The 20,126-nt window shown below is 45.2% G+C and carries 20 protein-coding genes; 3 read left to right on the top strand and 17 right to left on the bottom strand.

The window, feature by feature from the left end:
• Window positions 1–450: 450 nt before the first annotated feature.
• The 4 genes from phoU to ASN18_RS05285 are packed head-to-tail and all read right to left on the bottom strand — an operon-like array spanning window position 451 to window position 3,881.
• Window positions 451–1,116, bottom strand: coding sequence for a phosphate signaling complex protein PhoU (gene phoU, locus ASN18_RS05300; protein WP_085051703.1), 666 nt, complete (start codon window positions 1,114–1,116; stop codon window positions 451–453).
• Window positions 1,117–1,152: 36 nt separating this feature from the next.
• Entirely contained in the window at window positions 1,153–2,055 is a 903-nt protein-coding gene (gene pstA / locus ASN18_RS05295; RefSeq protein ID WP_236861532.1) for a phosphate ABC transporter permease PstA, read from the bottom strand.
• Entirely contained in the window at window positions 2,052–3,044 is a 993-nt protein-coding gene (pstC, locus tag ASN18_RS05290) for a phosphate ABC transporter permease subunit PstC (protein ID WP_085051702.1), read from the bottom strand. The genes pstA and pstC overlap by 4 nt, the downstream gene beginning before the upstream one ends.
• 27 nt (window positions 3,045–3,071) lie before the next feature.
• On the bottom strand, window positions 3,072–3,881 hold the full coding sequence (locus ASN18_RS05285) for a PstS family phosphate ABC transporter substrate-binding protein (RefSeq protein ID WP_085051701.1): 810 nt from the start codon (window positions 3,879–3,881) through the stop codon (window positions 3,072–3,074).
• Between the two features lie 196 nt (window positions 3,882–4,077).
• On the opposite strand from ASN18_RS05285, the gene ASN18_RS05280 reads away from it, so the two are divergent.
• Both ASN18_RS05280 and ASN18_RS05275 read left to right on the top strand, forming a co-directional pair.
• Window positions 4,078–4,506: a bis(5'-nucleosyl)-tetraphosphatase gene (locus ASN18_RS05280; RefSeq protein WP_085051700.1), complete on the top strand. Its 429-nt coding sequence runs from the start codon at window positions 4,078–4,080 to the stop codon at window positions 4,504–4,506.
• A gap of 86 nt (window positions 4,507–4,592) precedes the next feature.
• Entirely contained in the window at window positions 4,593–5,156 is a 564-nt protein-coding gene (locus tag ASN18_RS05275; RefSeq protein WP_085051699.1) for a hypothetical protein, read from the top strand.
• Here ASN18_RS05275 and ASN18_RS17775 read toward each other — a convergent pair.
• From ASN18_RS17775 to ASN18_RS05230, 11 genes are all read right to left on the bottom strand, one after another.
• Complete coding sequence (locus ASN18_RS17775; RefSeq protein ID WP_306688637.1) at window positions 5,153–5,287, bottom strand: hypothetical protein; 135 nt, start codon at window positions 5,285–5,287, stop codon at window positions 5,153–5,155. The genes ASN18_RS05275 and ASN18_RS17775 overlap by 4 nt on opposite strands.
• An 86-nt stretch (window positions 5,288–5,373) precedes the next feature.
• Window positions 5,374–6,576 (bottom strand): iron-containing alcohol dehydrogenase, encoded by a 1,203-nt coding sequence (locus ASN18_RS05270; protein WP_085051698.1) that lies wholly within the window; start codon window positions 6,574–6,576, stop codon window positions 5,374–5,376.
• Window positions 6,549–6,857, bottom strand: a complete 309-nt coding sequence (locus ASN18_RS05265; RefSeq protein ID WP_085051697.1) for an antibiotic biosynthesis monooxygenase — start codon at window positions 6,855–6,857, stop codon at window positions 6,549–6,551. Before ASN18_RS05265 ends, ASN18_RS05270 begins: the two co-directional genes overlap by 28 nt.
• Window positions 6,858–7,087: 230 nt before the next feature.
• The gene (pstB, locus tag ASN18_RS05260; protein ID WP_085051696.1) at window positions 7,088–7,837 is read right to left on the bottom strand and encodes a phosphate ABC transporter ATP-binding protein PstB; all 750 of its coding nucleotides are present in this window, start codon (window positions 7,835–7,837) and stop codon (window positions 7,088–7,090) included.
• Between the two features lie 15 nt (window positions 7,838–7,852).
• The gene (locus tag ASN18_RS05255; protein ID WP_085051695.1) at window positions 7,853–9,718 is read right to left on the bottom strand and encodes a GGDEF domain-containing protein; all 1,866 of its coding nucleotides are present in this window, start codon (window positions 9,716–9,718) and stop codon (window positions 7,853–7,855) included.
• A 221-nt stretch (window positions 9,719–9,939) separates the two neighbouring features.
• Complete coding sequence (locus ASN18_RS17065) at window positions 9,940–10,089, bottom strand: hypothetical protein (RefSeq protein ID WP_157072845.1); 150 nt, start codon at window positions 10,087–10,089, stop codon at window positions 9,940–9,942.
• A gap of 465 nt (window positions 10,090–10,554) precedes the next feature.
• Window positions 10,555–12,168 carry a glycoside hydrolase family 57 protein gene (locus tag ASN18_RS05250; protein ID WP_236861531.1) on the bottom strand — a complete coding sequence of 538 codons (1,614 nt, stop codon included), beginning with the start codon at window positions 12,166–12,168 and terminating at the stop codon, window positions 10,555–10,557.
• 3 nt (window positions 12,169–12,171) lie between these two features.
• A complete protein-coding gene (locus ASN18_RS05245) occupies window positions 12,172–13,116 on the bottom strand; it encodes a DUF4912 domain-containing protein (protein ID WP_085051694.1) in 945 nt (314 codons plus the stop codon).
• Window positions 13,117–13,149: 33 nt separating this feature from the next.
• Window positions 13,150–14,634, bottom strand: coding sequence for a glycogen synthase (locus ASN18_RS05240; RefSeq protein WP_085051693.1), 1,485 nt, complete (start codon window positions 14,632–14,634; stop codon window positions 13,150–13,152).
• 227 nt (window positions 14,635–14,861) lie between these two features.
• The gene (locus ASN18_RS05235; protein WP_157072844.1) at window positions 14,862–15,998 is read right to left on the bottom strand and encodes an SNF2-related protein; all 1,137 of its coding nucleotides are present in this window, start codon (window positions 15,996–15,998) and stop codon (window positions 14,862–14,864) included.
• Between the two features lie 450 nt (window positions 15,999–16,448).
• On the bottom strand, window positions 16,449–17,909 hold the full coding sequence (locus tag ASN18_RS05230; RefSeq protein WP_085051691.1) for a cyclic nucleotide-binding domain-containing protein: 1,461 nt from the start codon (window positions 17,907–17,909) through the stop codon (window positions 16,449–16,451).
• Between the two features lie 96 nt (window positions 17,910–18,005).
• Between ASN18_RS05230 and ASN18_RS05225 the strand changes: the two genes are divergently transcribed.
• Window positions 18,006–18,335, top strand: a complete 330-nt coding sequence (locus tag ASN18_RS05225; RefSeq protein WP_085051690.1) for an STAS domain-containing protein — start codon at window positions 18,006–18,008, stop codon at window positions 18,333–18,335.
• 54 nt (window positions 18,336–18,389) lie between these two features.
• Here the strand turns inward: ASN18_RS05225 and ASN18_RS05220 are convergent, their stop codons facing one another.
• Both ASN18_RS05220 and ASN18_RS05215 read right to left on the bottom strand, forming a co-directional pair.
• A complete protein-coding gene (locus tag ASN18_RS05220; RefSeq protein ID WP_085051689.1) occupies window positions 18,390–19,178 on the bottom strand; it encodes an ABC transporter permease in 789 nt (262 codons plus the stop codon).
• Window positions 19,165–20,100: an ABC transporter ATP-binding protein gene (locus tag ASN18_RS05215; protein ID WP_085051688.1), complete on the bottom strand. Its 936-nt coding sequence runs from the start codon at window positions 20,098–20,100 to the stop codon at window positions 19,165–19,167. The genes ASN18_RS05220 and ASN18_RS05215 overlap by 14 nt, the downstream gene beginning before the upstream one ends.
• Window positions 20,101–20,126 lie beyond the last annotated feature (26 nt).

Below are 20,126 nucleotides of genomic sequence, written 5' to 3'. Positions count from 1 at the left end.
GATATAAAAAGGTATTTTTAGTCTGGAGCTATGAAAATTACATAAATTTTACTTATCGAATATTTAGTACCTAAAAACCTCAAAGACTGGCTTGTAGCCTCGTTTTATAAAGATTATGACATCTTCTGAAGTAGACATTTGATTTGTTGCCCGGATATGTTACTATATACCTGAGTTCATTTGGGATTTTGAGGAGGCAGACCAATCACTAAGATAAGGTATTTTATTGCGCTGGCGGTTTTGCTTGTATTAAGGTATTAGGGACACATCCCAATAAAATTGATAATAATTGGGGATGTGTCCCCAATAGCCATTAGCCAATATTGTGACATACCTCACCCCCTGCAATCTATTGTACCGTATCGGTTCAGCATAAAACAAGAACAATTAAATTGGGGCAGCAATTCTCGCGGCATGAACATCCGTTAAAGCCAGCGACTGTTGAGCGTGTTACTGATTTAAACTGCTCTTCATGTGTTTGATGATTTGGCCTTCTACCATATAGATTACCATCTCGGCTATGTTTGTGGCGTGGTCGCCGATTCTCTCTATGTATCTTGATATAGAACTGAGTTTCGAGGCTGGAATTATTAATGACGTATCCTTTGTCATCAGCTCAACCAATTCATTCAGCAGCTTTTCGTTGAACCCGTCAAGAAGCTGGTCTCTGGTTATTACGTCCATTGCAAGCCCCTTGTCACCGCTCAAAAAAGAAGCTACTGCATCTGTCAACATACCCAAGGCTATTTCCCTCATCTTTGGTATGCTGACCAGGGCAAGCTCCGGTATCTCTGACGGCAGCTCTACAACACGGTTTGCTATATTAACGGCATTGTCCGCCATACGCTCAAGGTCTGTCGTAATTTTCATAGCCGTGGTTATAAATCTGAGGTCACCTGCAACCGGCTGGCGCAGGGCTATCAACACTATGCACGCCTCATCTATCTGTACATCAAGGGCATTTACGAAGTGGTCATTACGCACCACCATTTGGGCAAGTGCCGTGTCCATGTTCAACAGCGACTTTATGGCGCTGTCTATGGCAGCCTCTACCAAAGAGGCCATCTTCATAATATCATCCCTCAGCTTTACGAGTTCGTTATCTTTCAGCGGCATATGTATCTCCTAATCTTTCGTTGAGGGCGCTCTTTGTCACCATGTCTTTTTCCTCCTCTCTCTGGAGCGGATGATTATACCAACAAGATTCATCCCAAGCACCAGGACAATCAGCGTCAGCGCCGTTCCATACTGAATCGGTCTGGTCTTTTCTATGTGTGTCCCAGCCGTTGCCAGTACGTATATGTGATACGGAAGGGCCATCACAGGCTCAAACAGCGACCGTGGAAGCCCGGAAGTAAAGAATGCCGCAGCAGTAAACATTATCGGGGCTGTCTCACCGGAGACCTTAGCCGTGCCAATCATCGCCCCTGTCAAAATTCCCGGCAGGGACAGCGGCAGGACGACCTTTATTATAGTATGCAGTTTAGTTGCCCCGCACGCAAGCGAGGCCTCGCGAAAACTCTGCGGCACTGCCTTAATTGCCTCTTCAGATGTGGATATTATATACGGCAGCACCATTATGGCAAGCGTCAGCGAACCTGCAATCAGGCTCATCCCACACTTAAACACTATAACAAACACCGCCAGACCAAAAAGACCATACACCACCGAGGGCACCCCCGCAAGCGTGTATATGGACATGTTGACCAGCTTCAGCACAGGGCCGGGCTTTGAGTATTCAGTCAGAAACACTGCTGTCATTATACCAATGGGAAGCACTACTATCATACATAAAAATGTTAAAAGTGCGCTGCCTAAAATGGCCGGTAGTATGCCGCCTGCTGTCATGGCGTCAGTAGGGTTTTTTGTGATGAAATCCCAACTGAGTACGCCCGCGCCGTTATAAGCCACAAAACCCAGGACAAGAAATAATACGACAGCGCCGGTATACCCCAATGCGCTTATTATGGAGAGAATCAGGTTGCCCTTGATAGAGGCGCCTGCTTTGCGCGGTGGCAAGTAATACCGCTTAATATCTCCCGATTTGTCTTTCACAGCTTCTCCCCTAACTTTACCTTCCTGAAGCGCTTCGATACGAAATCAGATATGAGGCTCAGGATAAAATTAAATACAAACAACAACGCCCCTACACCGAACAGGGCGTGGTAGTGCAGGCTCCTGTACGGGGCCTCGGCCATCTCTGCGGCTATGGCCGCAGGCATCGGTCTTACGGCATCGAATATCCAGTTTGGGATTATCGCCGCCCCACCTGCTGCCATTAGTACTATCATCGTCTCCCCTACGATTGTGGCAAAGCCTAATATGATGGCCACACTGATTCCCGAAAGGGATGATGGGATTACAACATGCCTTATCGTATCCCACTTAGTAGCGCCAATTGAGTACGAGGCCTCTCTGAATGTCCTCGGCACGGAGGCGATTGAGTCCTCAGCTATGCTGGCAATCACAGGTACAGACTTGGCCGTCAGCATCATCGACGCCGTAAACATATTAAGCCCTGACGCTATGAACAGCTTATCATAACATAAATCTGCCACAACTGTGGATAAAAAAGGGATACCGGCATCTCTGAGGAAGGCAGGGAGTTTCTCTGACAGCAGCGGAGAAAGCCATGTTGTAAGTATTGGGGCAATCACCACCATACCAAAAAAACCAAATACCACTGAGGGAAAGCTGGCCAGCATCTCTACGATGGGCTTCAGAAATTCCTTTATCCTGTGCGATGCAATCTCGGCGATATATATAGCCGTTGCAAGCCCCAATGGGATGGCAAACAGCGCCGTTAACATAGTCGTACTTATTGTGCCCATAATCAGCGGCAGCATCCCAAAGCTCTGAGGTTCAGCAGTGGGATACCACTTCGTGCCGCTGACTATAGTTAGAGTACCTATTTTATAGAAAATCATAAACGACTCTTTAAAGAGGAAAAAGGCTATCAGTAACAACACCACGACGGAAAACAGGCCAACCACCTTGAGAAGATTCTCAGTCAGATGTTCCTGTTTTCTCCAGTGCAATTTCAAATCAAGCCCTCCTCCAAAAAGATTGCCCTACTTAAGGCTTACGAATTTTACGGCATTGACGATGTCCTGCCCCTCTTTGGACATGACGAAATCTATGAATTTAGCAATATTGCCTGCTGGTTTACCCTTTGTGTACATGTAAAGGCCCCTGGCGATGGGCCATCTGCCGTTTCTGACGGTTTCGGGGCTGTCTTTTACATCGTTGACTAATAGAGGTTTAACAGACTTGTCCATATATCCTATGCCTACGTAGCCTAGGGCGAATGGATTTTGTGCCACTGTCTGAACGGCCTGTCCGTTTGAGGCAACAAGGAGGGCGTCGGCGCGCACGAGGTCCTTTTTCATCACCTTCTCTTCCCATACTTCATACGTACCGGAGCTAGTGTCTCTCGATACAACGGTTATTGGTCTGGCAGGGCCTCCAATGTCTTTCCAACTGTTAATCTTGCCGTTATAAATGTCCCTGAGCTGTTCCATAGTAATCTTGTCGATTTTCATCGAAGGATGCACCACTGGAACTATACCGTCGTATGCTACAATAAAGGGCGTCATTTCAATACCTTTTGACTTGGCGGCGGCGACTTCTTTTTCCTTTGCCTCGCGCGAGCTTGTAGCGACGTCTGTCGTGCCGTCCATAAGTGCCTTGATACCATTGCCTGAGCCGCTTCCTGTGACTGAAACCTTAATGTTGGGATTTTTCTTGTTAAATTCTTCGGCGGCTTTTTGCGCTATTGGTAACACCGTTGTTGAACCGTCTATCCTTAATGACTCCTCAGCTTGTGCATACACACTAAATAACATAATACACATCAGTAATAACGCTTGTAAACCCTTCATAGCTGTTTCCTCCTTGTTGAGCGGTCAAATTTATGTGTTTATAAACACATGAGTACATTATATAGGATGGATTGTTACAATTGTATTAAGGAGTTATTATATTTTGGTTAAATGATTGAGGGGGCAGCAAATCTTTTACGAATGGCTATGGCCGTCTTTTAATTATCAGCTTCATTTTGCTACTATATAGGGCGATATGTTAGAGGACAGGTCATACGGGATAATTGCCGTTTACGAAGAGGGAGGTGCGATTTATTATCTGCTGCTTCAGCACAATGCAGGGCACTGGGCATTCCCGAAGGGCCATGCAGAAGGCAGCGAATCTCCATATGAGGCCGCCTGCCGTGAGTTCAGAGAGGAAACCGGCATACATGACGGGCATATCCTGAGAGATAAATCCTTTATTGAGAATTATTCATATACAATACAAGATGACCGTGTCAATAAAACCGTGCAATACTTTCTCGGACGTGTAACACATAAATCCGTATCTATCCAGCACGAAGAGATAAAGGCATATAAATGGGCAGAGTTCCCGGAGGCGGAGGCAACGATTACATTTGCCGAATGTAAGAGGCTGTTACAGGAAGTAAGGCAATATATTGAAACCGAAAACAGCGCATGATGCCGTACTAGGTTACAGTTTGGGTTACAGTTTGGCAGGCAATGCCTCATTGAGAGGGATTTAGTTATGACAGCAGGGAGGAAAACATGGTGAAGTTTGAGGAGATTACAGCGTTTGTGTCGTCGTTTATTGACAAATATTTTGGGCACGATACGATATGGCCGCGCATTGCCGAAGATGTGCGCAAGACAAGCCTAAACCTGATAAATACAGTACAATCAGTCTACGATACATCAATAAACACGATATTTGGTCAAGACAAAAAATCAGACACACAAAATCCTGTGACGCACCAATGCGCCCAGCCTCCTGAAACTAAGCCTGAAACTAAGCCAGACACTAAACCAGAGACTAGGCCCGAAATTCAGCCTGAAATTAAAATTATACAGCCGGAGCCCCCTGCAGCATCAGATGAAACATCAGACGTGGACACAACAGAGATAAAGGCAGAAACACCTAAAGCTGAAATACCGGCGGCAGTAGAACAGGAAGCTCTTGCAGCCCCGACAGCCAACAACATGCCCGATGTCAGCCCAACGGTTGCTGAAATACCAACGGCACGCAAATCGCGTACTAAAAAAAGAGAGTCTGGTGAACCTAAACTGGCCAAAGCCCAAAAAACAAGAAAGCCTAAGAAACCTAAGACCTAGCCTTCTGCTTCTTTGATGGAAATATCCTTAACAAAGTCGGCACAGCGCATATCCCTGCCGCTTATGAGGAACTTTTTATTGCAATCCCCTCTCCACGCGCACACAGCGCATATAGTTCCGGTTTCAGCCATTTGCATGTATCCCATAAGTCATATATATTATGCCTTGCATGTGTTTAACCCTCACAAACTACAGTTCTGAATTTTTGTAACTGGCATTATAATCTCTCATAAAGAATCGACTTGATTTCGTCTTTGCTGAGTTTTACAGGGCTTTCTTTATTTGACGCCCCTGCGGCAAGTTTGTCCAGATGGTCTTGTGTTATGCCATAGCTGCCAAGACGCTGCATTTTTAGTTTTTCTGTCCAGCCGTTCAATGTTTCTATTAAGGCATCTAAGGCATCAGGGGCAGTGTTCGTATCTTTTTCACCTGTTATCAGGCAGCCGATGTCTGCATATTTTTGGATTGCTGCTGAGTCAGTTGCCCTCATAGCTTTGATATTAGCAGTGGTTGCCGCCCCTACCAGTGTCCCGCAGACGACCCCGTGGGGTATGTTAAAACAAGCGCCTATCGATGATGCTAGTCCGTGTACAACTCCAAGTCCAGCGTTAGCAAGCGTTATCCCTGATATTGCAGAGGCATATGCCATTGCGCTTCTGGCACGAATATCCCCCGCGCCTGCCGTGCAGGAATACTCCAGATTGTCTATTGCAAGCCTGATTGCCCCAATGGCAAGTGAATCTGTCATAGGAGAGGCCTTCACTGATACATATGACTCCATGAGCTGTGTAAAGGCGTCCATTGCGCAGGCTGCCGACACATCCGGTGGACATGACAGCGTAAGTGCAGGGTCTATCAGCGCTATATCGGGAACAAAGTTGTCATGGCGCAGGGATTTCTTAAACCCCTCCGGCCCGACGCGGCTTAAGACAGCATTTTTTGTTGCCTCGCTCCCTGTACCCGATGTTGTTGGTACGGCGGCGAAGGGGATTTTAATACCGCTGTGTGCCTCCGGCCTTCCGACGCCTTCAAGGTAATTAAGTACGCTTTCACCGAGGGGGAGCATGGCAGAGATTGCCTTTGCGCCGTCTATTACGCTGCCTCCGCCTATGCCCACAACGACATCAACGCCATAGTTTCTGAACTCAGCAACGGCGGCGTCAACCATCTCAGGCGACGGCTCAGTGTGTATTTGAAAGATATAGAATCTGATACCATCTTTTTTTAGTGAACTCAGCAGACTGTCAAGCCTGCCAGTTTTTTTCAGCGATGCAGCGCCGGTTACGATTAACACCGTTTTCCCAAGCCGTGAGATAACTTTGGGCAGGGTATCAAACACACCCGCGCCAAAATATACCGCCGGTGGTTTGGCAAAATTAAAGGTCTGCGGGATTACCACTTCATTCGTTGTGCTGGACATATTACATTGCACGGCGTACCTTTACGGGGCTTAGCCATCATTGGCTCTACGGTTTCTTTCCATTTTTTGTAGTGAGGGGTCTCCTTGTGAGCCTTTGAGGAGTCCTCGGATTCGTATGCCTCGTAGAGGAAAAATTGTGCTGGGTCTGATGCGCTCTGCAGTACGTCGAATCTCATATTGCCTGGCTCTTTAACGGAATTTTCATGGTTTTCACTTATGGCCGCGATAAATGCAGCAATATATTCGGGCTTAACGTATACCTCAACCACTGTAACCAACATAAAGTATCCCTCCCTGTGTAATCAGGCAATGCGAATAGCTTGTCACAGTCTTTTGGCAAGCGTACCTGCTTTACGATATTTATTATATCAGCGTGACGGCAGATATTTCAATTGGCGCGGCAGGCAGGGATGACCAGAATGTGTCAGAGAAAAGATTACCGCAAGATAGAGACTTTACAACAAACTGTGTCAATCCTGAGAAAGCGAAGGGAAGTGGTCTTGCTCCGGCGTCAGCCGAATCTTCCGGTTATATAATCTTCAGTTAGTTTATTGGAAGGATATGTAAACACCTTGTAGGTTTCGTCAAATTCTATGAGTGTGCCAAGCATGACAAATCCCGTGTAATCGCTCATTCTTGCAGCCTGCTGCATGTTATGTGTGACAATTACTATAGTTACAGTCTCTTTTAATTCAACCGCGAGTTCTTCAATTTTCGACGTAGATATGGGGTCAAGCGCTGATGTAGGCTCATCAAATAGCAACACTTCGGGGTTAACAGCAAGGGCGCGGGCTATGACAAGGCGTTGCTGCTGCCCACCGGAGAGCGTATAAGCGCTCTGGTTAAGTTTATGTTTGACCTCCTCCCAAATGGCGGCCTGCTTAAGGGCGTACTCTACATGGCTGTCAAGCTCGCTTTGCTTTTTTATCCCCCGAAGCCTCAGCCCATAGGCAACATTATCAAATATCGACATAGGAAATGGTGTCGGTTTTTGAAATACCATACCTATACGGCTGCGAAGCTCTATTATGTCTGTATCGTTGGCGAGGATATTTATACCGTTAAACACGATCTCACCTTCGTAGCGGTTGCCCGGGTAGAGGTCGTGCATCCGGTTAAAGCTTCTCAGCAGGCTTGTCTTGCCGCACCCTGACGGTCCTATAAAGGCAGTTATGGCGTGTTTGTGTATAGGGAAGTTTATATTTTTAAGGGTATGTGTACCGCCCGCGTAATAAAAATTAAAGCCTTTTACCTCATCCATCTAATCTCCCTGGTGTTAATTAACTCTGCTGTCAGCTGTATGCTTATGGTCGTGCATTCTCTTGTCTCTGACAATCGAAAAACCCTGCTTTGACTTCGCTGCCTTCTTGACTTCAGATGCAATGGAGGCTAGCTGCGCTACCGATTCAATTTTATATACCTCGGTACTCACTATGCCGATAGATAAGGACAAAAGATCATATCTTTCATGCTGTCCCTTTCGATTTAGCGATTCATAGTACCCTGCCTCGTAGTCTTTTTCACCGTGAAACGCCCTCAGCGTTGACTTAAAGCTGTCTATCAGTAAATTACAGATTGGCATCGACATGTTAGGGTGGGAAAGCAGAATGAAATCGTCCCCTCCTATATGCCCCACGAAATTAAAATCATGCTGCAATGTCTGCGCCGATTCCTCAATTACTATACCCAGCGTCTTTATTACTATGTCACCTTTCTCAAAACCATAGTTGTCATTGTAGGGCTTAAAATTATCAAGGTCTATATAACAGATATCGAAGTGCATGTTTTGTGTAAGCCGCTTGTTAATCTCATCGTAAATCGATTTGTTTCCTGGCAGCCCTGTAAGCGGATTGGCGTTTTTGGCAAGAGATATGGATTTCTCGGTTACAGCCGCTAACAGTTCACTGATAGTAACAGCGCCAAGATATTTTCCATTTTTAGTAACGCAGACGTCGTCATAAAGATGTTCTATTTTCCTTAATCTGATCATATTGGCAACATCTTCAATAGATACGCTGCCTTCTACCACGAGAAACTGTGTTTCCATCAGGTCTTTGACTTTCTTGCGGGAGTTAAGGGCACTGCCATAGCCGCACTTGCCCAGCATCTGATTCTCTAAAAACCTCTGTCTGTTGATTATCCCCACAATCCTTTCGTCATCGATAACGGGCATACATCTAAAGTCAGTAGTATTTATTAAAGTATTAAACACCTCCATTAATGAGCTTTCTGGAAGGAGAGCTTTTTTCTTTACGGCAATATCGCCGATGAATACAGTCTCTGTTAATTTGCAGCAATAGTCTGGTTTCTTTCCTCGTGAGCTGCAAATTTCTGTCTTTGCCTGAGCGTCTAAACCGGGGGCAGGACTGTTTAAATAAAACCCCTGCAACAACTCTACTCCCATGTTCATAACATGTTTAAGCTCTTCTTTGGTCTCTATCCCCTCGGCAATAACCTTTATGCCAAGCCTGTGGCATACTGTAGTAACGGCATCAACCAGATTATGTTTAATCAGGGCCTTATCCACGTCGGAGATAAAATGCCTGTCTATTTTCACATAATCAGGTTCTATGATTGACAGCATCTTCAACCCGCCATATCCTACCCCAAAATCGTCTATCGCTATCTTATAGCCCGTGTCTCTGAAACGGTTAACGACCCTTTGGAAGGCATCGTAGTTTTCGATAGCGCTTTCTTCGGTTATCTCAAGGACAATTCTATCTTTTAGTAAACCCCATTCTCTTATATAGTGTTCAGTAATCTCACACCAGCCTGGGTTTTCCATTATCGTCTCAGGGCAGATGTTTATAAATAAATGCGAATCGGTCTTTGTAATACCCTCCTGAGACGCCCTGACGAGTGCGTTTTCCTGACATGCGGCATCTAACAAAGCGAGCGCCTTAGCTGCCTTTGCCCGTTCAAACAACTCACCTATGTTGTTGAGCAAGGATGAGGTACGTATAAGCCGCGTAAGGGCTTCATAGGCGTAGACACTGCCATCTTTTGACGAATAGATAGGCTGGAAATGGATGGTTAATGCGTTAGTGTCTATCAGCCTGTATATATGTTCTCTATCTTCCTCTAAGTCGTAATCTTTCTGTTTTTTTGTTAACATGTCATCAAATATCCATTTTGTTCTCATATGCTTACCTCCTCAGTGCATATTCAAAGCTCTCTGCAAACCATTACAGGTCTTTTACGGGATACTCCCTCTTCAGCAAAAAACCAAACCACGGGGAAAAAGAACCTGTTCTTACAGTTTACACATGAATACATATTGCCTGTGAAATATTCACGAGCAAGGACAAGGATGGAATTACAGTCGTCACAAAGTTTCATTGCCTTCCTCCATATTCACCGGGTTTACACATAGTCCAAATAACGAGAACATACCCTGGAGACTTCGGCATCCAAGTGTTCCTCGTAGCTTGCACACACTTTTACATGCTCACACCTGCCACAAGCTGAAAGCTCGGCAAGACTTTCGAATCGCTCACAGATTACCTTTGACATGTTCCCTCCTGATTCCCATTATTTAATTCTTCAACTGTAATATATTAAACAATGGGCTGTTACAGGAATATTAAGGATTGATTAAGAATGGGTTATGTTTATGTTAAACTTTGGATATAAATATTTAACACAATTGTAACACTATTTTCACATTGCTGTAACATTAGTCACTGTATAATTACAATAGGGAGAGCGGCTGCTAATTTGAGTAAAGCATTGGAGGTAACAGTGGAGAAATGTGACAGCTGTACCGGCTCACTTGTCCTTATTTGCAGTTCCACAACTGGCCGCTTTTATTTATGCGATTGTTGTGAAACCAGATATTTCTTTCCGGCTGGCGGTTGTCTGTCCGCAAATGTGAACAGCAGAATCAACCCACTCCAGTAAACATCAGGCAAGACCGCACATTGCCCACATTGACCAATGTTGCCAAGCCCAGTATTGCCAGATGCTAATGCGCGGCGTCTATCTTATATTTTTGCTTGAATAGACCCTGAAATTGAGGTTCTTAAATATAGAGTTTTTAAGCTCCAGCCACTTCAAAAAATCTATATCAACAGCTGCAGACCTGAAGCTGCTCATAAGCGCATTGAAATTCGATATATGCTCCTTTGTCCTCTTCACAGAATATTCGATTGCCGTGCCCTGGGTTATCAAAAATGCCCAGTCACTACTTTGCGCCAGCAGGAGTTCCCTTGCCAGTTGATCCAGAACCCTCTTGTTGAACAGACTTATATCCGAACCGTCGTCCGGCATGTCATAGTACTCGTCTGCAAGTTTCTCCAACGAACCGGCCATGAAATGCAGGTGCCTGTATATCCAACTGTTGTCTTCGTTGAGCCATACGTCGTAGTAGCCGTTTTCACCCCATGAAGATGGGCTTGGTGCTACGGTTTGATTCTTGGGATGGTAGCTTAGGTACTCAGTTGGTGTGACGGGCTTGATAGTTTTATCTTTTTGTAGCTGCAAAAGGACATGGTATAAGAAGTCCGGTCCTTCAAACCACCAGTGACCATATAGTTCTGCGTCGTATGGGGATACCATAAGAGGGGGTCTGTCCATAGATGGGGCCAGCGCCTCTACCTGTTCATATCTGGCGTTACAGAAATGTTCGGCATGAAATTTTGTCTTATGAAATGCCGCAACAGGGTCATAGGGTAATTTGTCCTCTGTCTTCCCGGTTATCTTATAGTACTTAATCCCGGTAAACACCCTGTTCCCATCTGGTGAGATGTATGGTTTGATATAATCCATTTCCAGGTCAAAGCCAATGTCCCTGTAGAAATCACGATACTCTGGAGAACCAGGATACCCTGACATAGAACTCCACACCTGCTTGGATGTTTCAGGGTCTCTGGCAAATGCTGCAAGGCCGTTTAACGTGTGAACTGCTGAATACACAGAGAACTTCGGGGCAGGCACACCTTTGTTCACGCCATGCGACTCAAGAAAGAAATACTTAATCCCGTATTTTTTCAGTATCTCATCCAATTCCTCGTAGTACGCACACTCAGGCAGCCATATACCGGTAGCGGCCTTACCAAAGTGTTCGTAATGGCACTGCGTGGCAAGGTCTATTTGCGCCTCCACTGCACGTGGATTTGTCCTCAGAAGCGGCAGAAAGCCATGTGTGGCGCCGCAGGTTATTATCTCTAATTGACCCTTATCTGAAAAGTACTTGTAACCGTTTAATACGTTGCTGCCTAATACATCTGTAAAGAAGGTCTTTATTTCTATAAACCTCTTATAGTAAAACGTTGCAACATTCAACATGCTGCCGTCATTTTGTACACGCTTCATCTCTTTCTGGGAAAGTTCGATGAGTCTGTCCATATACTTTATAAACAGCCCCGTAAGATACTCGTCATCAAGCATTTCAACAAGGGGAGGTGATACGGAAACAGTCAATCTGAAATCCACGCCATCGGCCTCAAACCTCTTCATCCTCATAAGAAGCGGCAGATATGTCTCAAATATTGCCTCAAAGAGCCAGTGTTCTTCCAGAAAATAATCGTACTCAGGATGTTTTACAAACGGCAGATGTGAATGCAGTACCGGTAACCAATAGCCCTTTATCATTTGTTAACTCCTCTTGCCGGAGAGGAGTTCGCTTGACCCTGACATCTCACTTGAGCCGGGCTTTTCACCGGACATTTCGCTAGACCCTGAGTTCCCCATCAACTGCTCGAAATACTTCATAATTGACCCCCTGCTGTCGTCTTTGAGCCCCAAAAACTTGAGAAACTCAAGAAACATACTCAGCAGTTGAATGTCTTTAGCCCTGGTCTCAAAGAAGCTCTTTATCAGTTCAAACATAGCCTTATCATCCTCTGAGAGATGCTTTATCTTTTCTATCAGTCTTAGGAGCAGCTCTATGTTTTCCGTATCTTTAAATCTTATGTCAAGAAACTTGGAGATGATTTCCATTTCTTTTTCGAATATGTCTGATTTACCGCCCTGTAGTTCGGCGTTTTTAGTGTTTTCCATTACTTCGTCCACGTTTTTCTCCTCTGTGTATAATATTCCCTTGCTCCAGAACTCCTCCTTCAGGCCCAGCACACTAAACGACGGGACATTGATCTGGTTAGCTTTCAGTATTACTGTAAACACCCCATCTCTTTCAATGCCTATCGCGGCTGTCATCGGCTTGAAATTATCTGTGCATTCTACATAAATCTGACCAAACGGCTCTGATACGGCAGCGGAGTATATCTCTTGTTCCCTATAGTTCTTCTTCTCGCCAAGTGTTACCTCGTATATCTTCACGGTAAAATATGAGGCCGACGGGTTTTGCGTCTTTTCCATGAGCAGCTTCTCAGTCAATTCCCAGTAAAGATAAACCTTCTTCTCGGTTACTGGCAGAATGACAAGCGTATCGGTATCATATTTAGTAGGAATTTCGTAGTTTTCGACTATTGGATATTTTAGTGTGTCCGATAATAAATATGCTATACCGTGTCCATCTTCACGGGCTTCACGGGGTTTGTCCTTGCCCTGGCCTTCGGTTTTAACGAGTGTGTCTTCCATAGTGTCTCCTTTATAGTAATAACTTGTTAGCGGCTACCACTTCCCAGAAATCCTGTTATAGAGGCTGAGATATTTATCTGCTGAAGCCCCCCACGAATAATCTGTCCTCATGCCGGTCAGCATGATTTCTCTGAAAGTATGGGGTTTTTCATGCCATGTCATAGATGCCCTCTTTAGCGCAAGTGAAACTGCGTCATAGGAGAAGTCGTCAAATGAAAACCCGTTTCTGTCTGTAACAGGTTTAACAGAGACCTCGGCGTCAAACACTGTGTCGCTGAGTCCGCCCGTGTTTCTCACAACAGGAACAGTGCCATATCTCATTGCTATCATCTGCGTCAACCCGCACGGTTCAAAAAGACTGGGTATCAGTATCATATCCGCACCTGCGTATATGAGATGTGCCAGTTCCTCATCATGGCTGAGATGAATGTGGCAGTCGTGATTGTCCTTCAGATAGTGTTTCAGATGGTGGAAGTATATATCTATTTCCTTGTCAGGAGATGAGCCAAGCAGGACAAACTGCATACCGTTGTTAAGTGAGTACAGTAACGCATGTCTGATCAGGTGAACGCCTTTTTGCATATCCAGGCGTCCGACAACTGAGACTATGGGTTTAAAGTCCTGTTTCATGGACATCTTTTTTCTCATGTGTTCCTTGTTCTTATATTTATCTTCTATTGAGTCTATGTCGTAGTTAAAGGGTATGAGCTTGTCTGTGGCAGGGCTCCATGAGTCATAATCTACGCCGTTGATGATGCCTGTATATTTGTCAGAATATTTGGACAAGGTCTTCTGCATACCCTCGCCCATCTGATTGGTCATGGTCTCAGAGGCGTACTTTGGAGAGACGGTAGTGATGATATCCGAGTAGGTTATGCCGCCTTTCATTAGATTTATATAGGCGTGGTCAGAGTCATCTACAATGCTGTCTTTACCTGTGACCACTTGCTCAAGGTCAGCCATCTTCAAGACCTTTTCAGAGGTCTTTCCCTGATGCCAGATATTGTGTATAGTGTAGCATGTCTTCGTTTGCGAGAGGGCTGAGTGCCTGTGCTTAGTCTTTAGCAGCACAGGGACAAGGGCGCTCTGCCAGTCGTGGCAGTGTATAACATCAGGTCTTCTTCCGGTTTCACTCAGGAATTCAACCGCCGAAAGGCAAAAAACTGTGAAACGCTCGTCGTCGTCTCTTTGACCGTAGTAGATACCTCTGTCAAAATATCTTTCCTGAGAATGAGGTTTAATAAAAAAACACTCATTATCGTGTATAACTGCACTGTGTACGGTGCTTAATAACTGCTTTCCATTGCATTGGACAGAAACCTGTACAGAATTGTTTTGAAAATCATTGATGGCTGCCCCGATAGTTGAGAGGTTCATGCAGTCATAATAGGGAAGTATAACTTCGACTTTATGTCCTTTATTCGCAAGCTCCCGGCTAAGCCCGTCTACTACATCGGCCAGCCCGCCTACTTTGGAGACTGGGGCGCATTCCGAGGCTATCATAACAACATACATCATTGACCTCCTGAGCAAATTATTGTTCTGTTGCCATATCTCGCAATTATTTGACAACGTCAGCCGCTGATGCGCTTAAATATTTATTACCCGCCAGCGCCCGGCAGACTGCCATGTACACAGTTTAGCATAATGCTTTTGAATCTGTAAATATTTTTTATTCCCCTAAATTCACTTAAGCCATAGCACCGAGGGTTTGGGGAGGAGGGGTATCAGGTGCTTCAGGGGTCTTAACGCTGTCCTCTGGTGGCATATTCGATAACAAACCAATTCTTTGCCTGTACCCCTACATATTTCGTCAAGGCATAGTTCAGAGTTCCGCCTATGACAATGCCTAATCCGTAGGGCAAAGACTTCTCTATCGACCTTCTTGTGAAATGCGTCCCGATTCTGTTGAACAAATCTTTAATAACATGCAGGGCTGCACCGCGTAAATAATGATGCATCATGTTTACCCCTGCGTCACTTGCAATCTTTACTCCAATATTTGCACCAAATATCTGGAGGGCTGCACCTTTAAGATTACTCTTCAGTAAATTCATCGTACTCTTGTTTTCGCAGGCTGCCCCAATGTTTATCCCTGATTTTTCAAGCGTACCGGCAGCGGCTAATAAAAATGCCAGATTAACTGCCTCCTCAGCCGAAACGTCAAATCCAAACGTCTCACACAGACACAGACACATATCCACCTGAAATTTCATAGCAGTGACTACATCAACCGCCATACCGCCAGTTATAGCTATTACTGTCCCTATGCCGGGGGCAACGCTTGGTAATGCCGTAACGCTGCCGACTAATGCTGCAAGATTTGAATATCTTCCCACTATTTTGTCAGCTATCGCTATATTTGCCTTAAGAGCAGAGGTGGAACTGTCGTAGCAGTCGTATCTGTCCCTGTATTTTTTCACCATCTTCCGAACACTCTCAGTGGTCATTATTACAGCCTTGACAGTCTTGAAAAGAGGACATTCTTCTTTTTTTTCTTCAGTGTTCATATTAGTACTTATAGTAACACATTTCAGTATCAAAAAAGCATATCGCCATACCAAATAATATAGAGTTGAACTTACTTCGATTTTTTGGACAACCAATGTTGAAAGTGATTCTCTTTCACTATCTTTTTTTAGCCATCTTTGGTCTGTTTTAGTGGAATATCTTACCATATGTGTCGATATATTGACACTACTTGCCGCGCTCTTTGCGAAAATTATTTCCCTTTCCTTTGTTCCTTGAGTGATGCAGGGGTTACTCTTGCTGAAGTTAAAGAGTGACTTCTTCAGACACGACAACGTAATCGACTGCAGGGTCTTACCCAAGCCCATTTCATCGGCAATGATTACTGATTTTCTAAACAGCCCGAAATCCACGCCAATTTTCTGATAAGGGTAGAGCGGCACGCATATTACTCAGGAGTATAGCTGCCCTTAAGTAGTTCCATCTCTTTTTGATTCATTGCATCGTCAAGTCTCTACAATATGTAGTCGTCAATCCGAAGCGCCCTCATCTCTTTGACCTCTTCTATTAGCGCATATAGCTCGATGAGGTCATGTAAATGCCTTGGTCATCGAAATAGGGTCTGAAGCGGTCAATAAATTCATCGGGGAGCTGCCTGTCAAAGTAATACCTGGGTTTTCCAGAATCCCAGTATAAGTGTGGGAACTTCTCTTTCTCTACCGTTGATTTAAATTCCTTCCTTGAGGTTATAACTGCCCAGCTTGAATATTCTCAGCCCTCTTTCAAATATAACTATTGAATCAGAAATATTATTTTTAACAAATTCTCTTGTTAATGATATCATCTTATCCTCCAGTCATTTATTAAGGAATCAGGTCGTTTTCAAAATATGCCTTAATCGCATCGGCCTCTTTGATCAGATTATCGATTTCTGCCTGATATGATTTCTTAAAGAACTCAAGCACCTCAGGGTGTTCTTTCACAATCTCTGAGGCAAGCGTTCTGTTTATTTCGTAAAGCGATGTATCCTCGGCTGCTATCACAGTTGCTGTGCGCGGTTTTCTATTGAAGAAATCAAATTCACCAAATAGTTCTCCACTGCCGATTGTGGTAATGCCGCTGACATTTTCAGACTCAGGCGATGTGCCCTGGGGATATACCTTTACTGAGCCGGTTTTAACTACATATATGGCATCAGGCTCTTCCCCAAAATTCACAATCGTCCGCCCCTTTTCATATTGCAACTGCACTGCCTTATCAAGATTCCTCCTGAGTAATTCGTTGAATAACGCAAGGAAATTCATGCAGGTATCTGGTACACCGGTCATATGCGGCTCAGTGTGCAGCTCAGGTGATTGTTCCGGTATTAAACGCTGAAGTTTATCCAATGCGTCATACAGCGGCCTTATATTTCTGACTGTCACATTGTTCATTGCCCTAATGATTAGCTCATTAGCGGCAACGGTAGCAATATCCCTGAAAAATAAGCGGGATATGCTCAGATACAAGAGCGCCGCCTCTGCCTTCCGGTTTGCCGCATATAGAGTCATCACCTTCCTGAGTCCGGTTTCTACAAGTGATTTCGGGTTAAGCGAAAAGCCTGTCTCCTCTTCCGAGCTCGAGCCTGCCCCTAACATCATAGAAGTGTCTGTGTAGTTGTTGTTTTTATTATCAGGCATTACCGCCCCTAACAAGGCTCCAAACGCACATGCCTGTAGTTTGCCCTGTTCACTGTTGAGGAATTCCACCATAGAATCAAGTCTTGACACGTAATATTCTCTGAGCAGTGAGCGCAGGTTTGGCTTAACGGTCATGGCCTTTTGGAGTGATTCAGCAGTTATCACCAAAAGCTCCACATCTGTATCTGCTATAGCGCTGACTGCCATCGGCTTTGATGAAAACAAGGCCGACTCGCCAAAAAAATCACCAACCGAAAGATTCGACAGGGTCTTTGCGCCGCTGGTAAACAGCGTGGTTATCAGGTGATTCAGCAAAACAGGAGGCAGCGGGACTAACGGACCCTTAGATTTTGCAGACTTTTTTGATATACGCACCGTACCGCTTACTATTATAAACAGGGAGTGGTCATGGGCGCCCTCTTTGCAGATTGCCTCATTATGTTTATATTTGACCAGAGAAATATCGTCGAACATCCGCAGCGTGTCTTTATCGAGTAACTCCTGAAAAAATTTGGGTACACTGTTCTTGTCTATAAATACGAGGTCAAGTATAAGCATAAACGTCTCATATGCCTCATCCACATCTGCTGATTTTATCTCTTCGTAGAAACGCCTGATTAGGTAACTAAACGTATTTTTGTCCATTTAATATAACCTCCCGCACCGGTGCAATTAGATTTGTATTTGCCGTATCTGCTATGGTAGTATAACAGCTTAGAAAATATAAGTACAGGGGGCAGCATGGAAGTAAAAATAGAAAAGAAAGATGGTATAGATGTAATTTCACTAAATGGTCGTTTGGATGCGTCGAACGCCCCCGTGTTCGACGAAAAGATGATGGATGTTTTAAGCCAGAAGCCGGGCAAGGTTATCGTTTCACTAAAGGAGCTTGAGTATGTGAGCAGCGCCGGGCTGAGGGTCTTTCTTGCCGCTGCTAAGGAAATAAAAAAGATTGACGGCAGGATTGTCTTTGCCGAACCTGCCGAACATGTCTTTAAAGTGCTGAAAATGTCTGGACTGGATACCATTTTAAAGATTTACAAATCAATGGATGAAGCGGTGAGCGGGTAGCGCCCTAGTAGCGCCCGTGTAGCGCCAGAGATACGCACGGTTTAAGCTGGCACGTCAATCAATAAGCCGTCTACGTAGTCTCTTCAGTGCGAGGTATCCTGCCAGTGCGATAAATGCTGCAATATACAACACATCAAACAGTAACTCCAGTCTGAGTTGTCCAAGGCAAAGGCTGCGCCCCAGCCTGACAGGGTGTGTCAGCGGAAGCGCCTCTGCCACGTACCTTAACACCTCTGGCAGCTCCGCCAGGGGAAACACCACGCCTGATAAAAAGAACATCGGAGAAAGAAACCCCGTGAAATAAAAATTGAAAAAACTTATAGTCTTCACATACGATGTGACCAGAAGCGAAAGAGACGCAAACATCAGCCCCGTGATAAAACCTATAAACGGCATCACCAACCCCCCGGGCAACGGAATGACCCCAAACGGGACTGTCACCACAAGCACCGCAAAGGCAAAGAAAAATCCCTTTGTCGCCGCCCACAGCATCTCCCCTATGATCAGATTGTTTACGCTGATGGGCGCTGCCAGCATCCCGTCATACACCTTGTTGAATTCCAGATTGATAAACGTGCCAAACGAACACTCAAACGCCGCCGTCATCATTGCCGTCGTAATGGGCAGCCCCATGGCAAGGAATACGACATATGGTACATTTCCAAAGCCGGGCACGTACTTGCCTAAGCCCAGCCCTATGCCTGCCAGAAATATCAGCGGCTCAAGAAACGGTGGAAGCCCGTTGCTCAACAGATTGCTTGAGTAGACGCGCATGTGGCGGTACCATACTGCGTATATCCGGTGTGACAGCGGTGGATATGGGCTGCTGTTATCCTGAGTCATCAAGCGCCCTCCCTGTGGCCTTTATAAACAGGTCTTCGAGATTCGCTGCCCTCAGAAAATAATCCCCCGGCTCAAGCTGTGAGGCAATCTCATTCAGCTCAACAATGTGATTGCTGTATATGTGCAATGTCTCCCTTGATATATCTGCCCGTAGTGACGGGGAGTTCAGGCAGTCTTTTATCTTATCCATGCGTTCTTTGTTTACAATGTCAAGGACGTATTTCTCTATGCTTTGCTCAAGGAGTTCTCGCGGCTGGCCCTCAATCACCTTCTCCCCCTTGTGCATTATAATCAGGTCATCGCAAAGTTGAAATGCCTCTTCCATGTAGTGGGTAGTCAGGAGCATGGTGATACCGTCTTTTTTCATCAGCCTGAGTTTATCCCATATCATGTGGCGCACCTGGGGGTCAAGGCCGGTTGTGGGTTCGTCGAGTATCAGGATTTTCGGGTTATTGAGAAGGGCGCGTGCTATTATCAGCCGCCTTTTCATCCCGCCGGACAGTTCCCGTGTCTTTGAGTATCTTTTGTCTGTCAACTCCATCATTTCGATAAGATGCTCGATTGCGGTTTTTGCGGCACTGCCCGAAAGACCGTAGAACTTTGCAAACAGAGACAGGTTTTGATAGACGTTGAGCCCTACGTCGAGATTATCATCCTGGGGGACGACGCCAAGCAAGTGTCTGACATTGAGCGGGTTATGCTGCGGGTCAAAGCCAAGTACATTTATTACGCCCTCCGGTTTGGCGTCTCTTTCTGCCTTGCCGTAGACCATCTTCATCATTGTAGTCTTACCGGCACCGTTGGGGCCAAGCAGCCCAAAGCACCCGGCGTGTTTTACACTAAAGGACAGACCATTTACCGCCTTTGTCTTCCCATATGATTTATGTACGTTTTGAACGCTTATGGCGCAAGGCTGCTGCATTAGCCGGTCAAGTTAATGTTTTTCAT

The sequence above is a fragment of the Candidatus Magnetominusculus xianensis genome (genome assembly GCA_001541255.1).
Classification (GTDB): Bacteria; Nitrospirota; Thermodesulfovibrionia; order Thermodesulfovibrionales; family Magnetobacteriaceae; genus Magnetominusculus; species Magnetominusculus xianensis.
The sequence above is the reverse complement of the archived record's forward strand: the minus strand, read 5'-3'. Positions and strand labels throughout refer to the sequence as shown.

Coding starts and splice junctions, on each gene's coding strand:
- phoU (WP_085051703.1), bottom strand. CDS start 1,116: ATGCCGCTGAAAGATAACGAACTCGTAAAGCTGAGGGATGATATTATG.
- ASN18_RS05285 (WP_085051701.1), bottom strand. CDS start 3,881: ATGAAGGGTTTACAAGCGTTATTACTGATGTGTATTATGTTATTTAGT.
- ASN18_RS05280 (WP_085051700.1), top strand. CDS start 4,078: ATGTTAGAGGACAGGTCATACGGGATAATTGCCGTTTACGAAGAGGGA.
- ASN18_RS05275 (WP_085051699.1), top strand. CDS start 4,593: ATGGTGAAGTTTGAGGAGATTACAGCGTTTGTGTCGTCGTTTATTGAC.
- ASN18_RS17775 (WP_306688637.1), bottom strand. CDS start 5,287: ATGGCTGAAACCGGAACTATATGCGCTGTGTGCGCGTGGAGAGGGGAT.
- ASN18_RS05270 (WP_085051698.1), bottom strand. CDS start 6,576: ATGTCCAGCACAACGAATGAAGTGGTAATCCCGCAGACCTTTAATTTT.
- ASN18_RS05265 (WP_085051697.1), bottom strand. CDS start 6,857: ATGTTGGTTACAGTGGTTGAGGTATACGTTAAGCCCGAATATATTGCT.
- pstB (WP_085051696.1), bottom strand. CDS start 7,837: ATGGATGAGGTAAAAGGCTTTAATTTTTATTACGCGGGCGGTACACAT.
- ASN18_RS05255 (WP_085051695.1), bottom strand. CDS start 9,718: ATGAGAACAAAATGGATATTTGATGACATGTTAACAAAAAAACAGAAA.
- ASN18_RS17065 (WP_157072845.1), bottom strand. CDS start 10,089: ATGTCAAAGGTAATCTGTGAGCGATTCGAAAGTCTTGCCGAGCTTTCA.
- ASN18_RS05250 (WP_236861531.1), bottom strand. CDS start 12,168: ATGATAAAGGGCTATTGGTTACCGGTACTGCATTCACATCTGCCGTTT.
- ASN18_RS05245 (WP_085051694.1), bottom strand. CDS start 13,116: ATGGAAGACACACTCGTTAAAACCGAAGGCCAGGGCAAGGACAAACCC.
- ASN18_RS05240 (WP_085051693.1), bottom strand. CDS start 14,634: ATGATGTATGTTGTTATGATAGCCTCGGAATGCGCCCCAGTCTCCAAA.
- ASN18_RS05230 (WP_085051691.1), bottom strand. CDS start 17,909: ATGGACAAAAATACGTTTAGTTACCTAATCAGGCGTTTCTACGAAGAG.
- ASN18_RS05225 (WP_085051690.1), top strand. CDS start 18,006: ATGGAAGTAAAAATAGAAAAGAAAGATGGTATAGATGTAATTTCACTA.
- ASN18_RS05220 (WP_085051689.1), bottom strand. CDS start 19,178: ATGACTCAGGATAACAGCAGCCCATATCCACCGCTGTCACACCGGATA.
- ASN18_RS05215 (WP_085051688.1), bottom strand. CDS start 20,100: ATGCAGCAGCCTTGCGCCATAAGCGTTCAAAACGTACATAAATCATAT.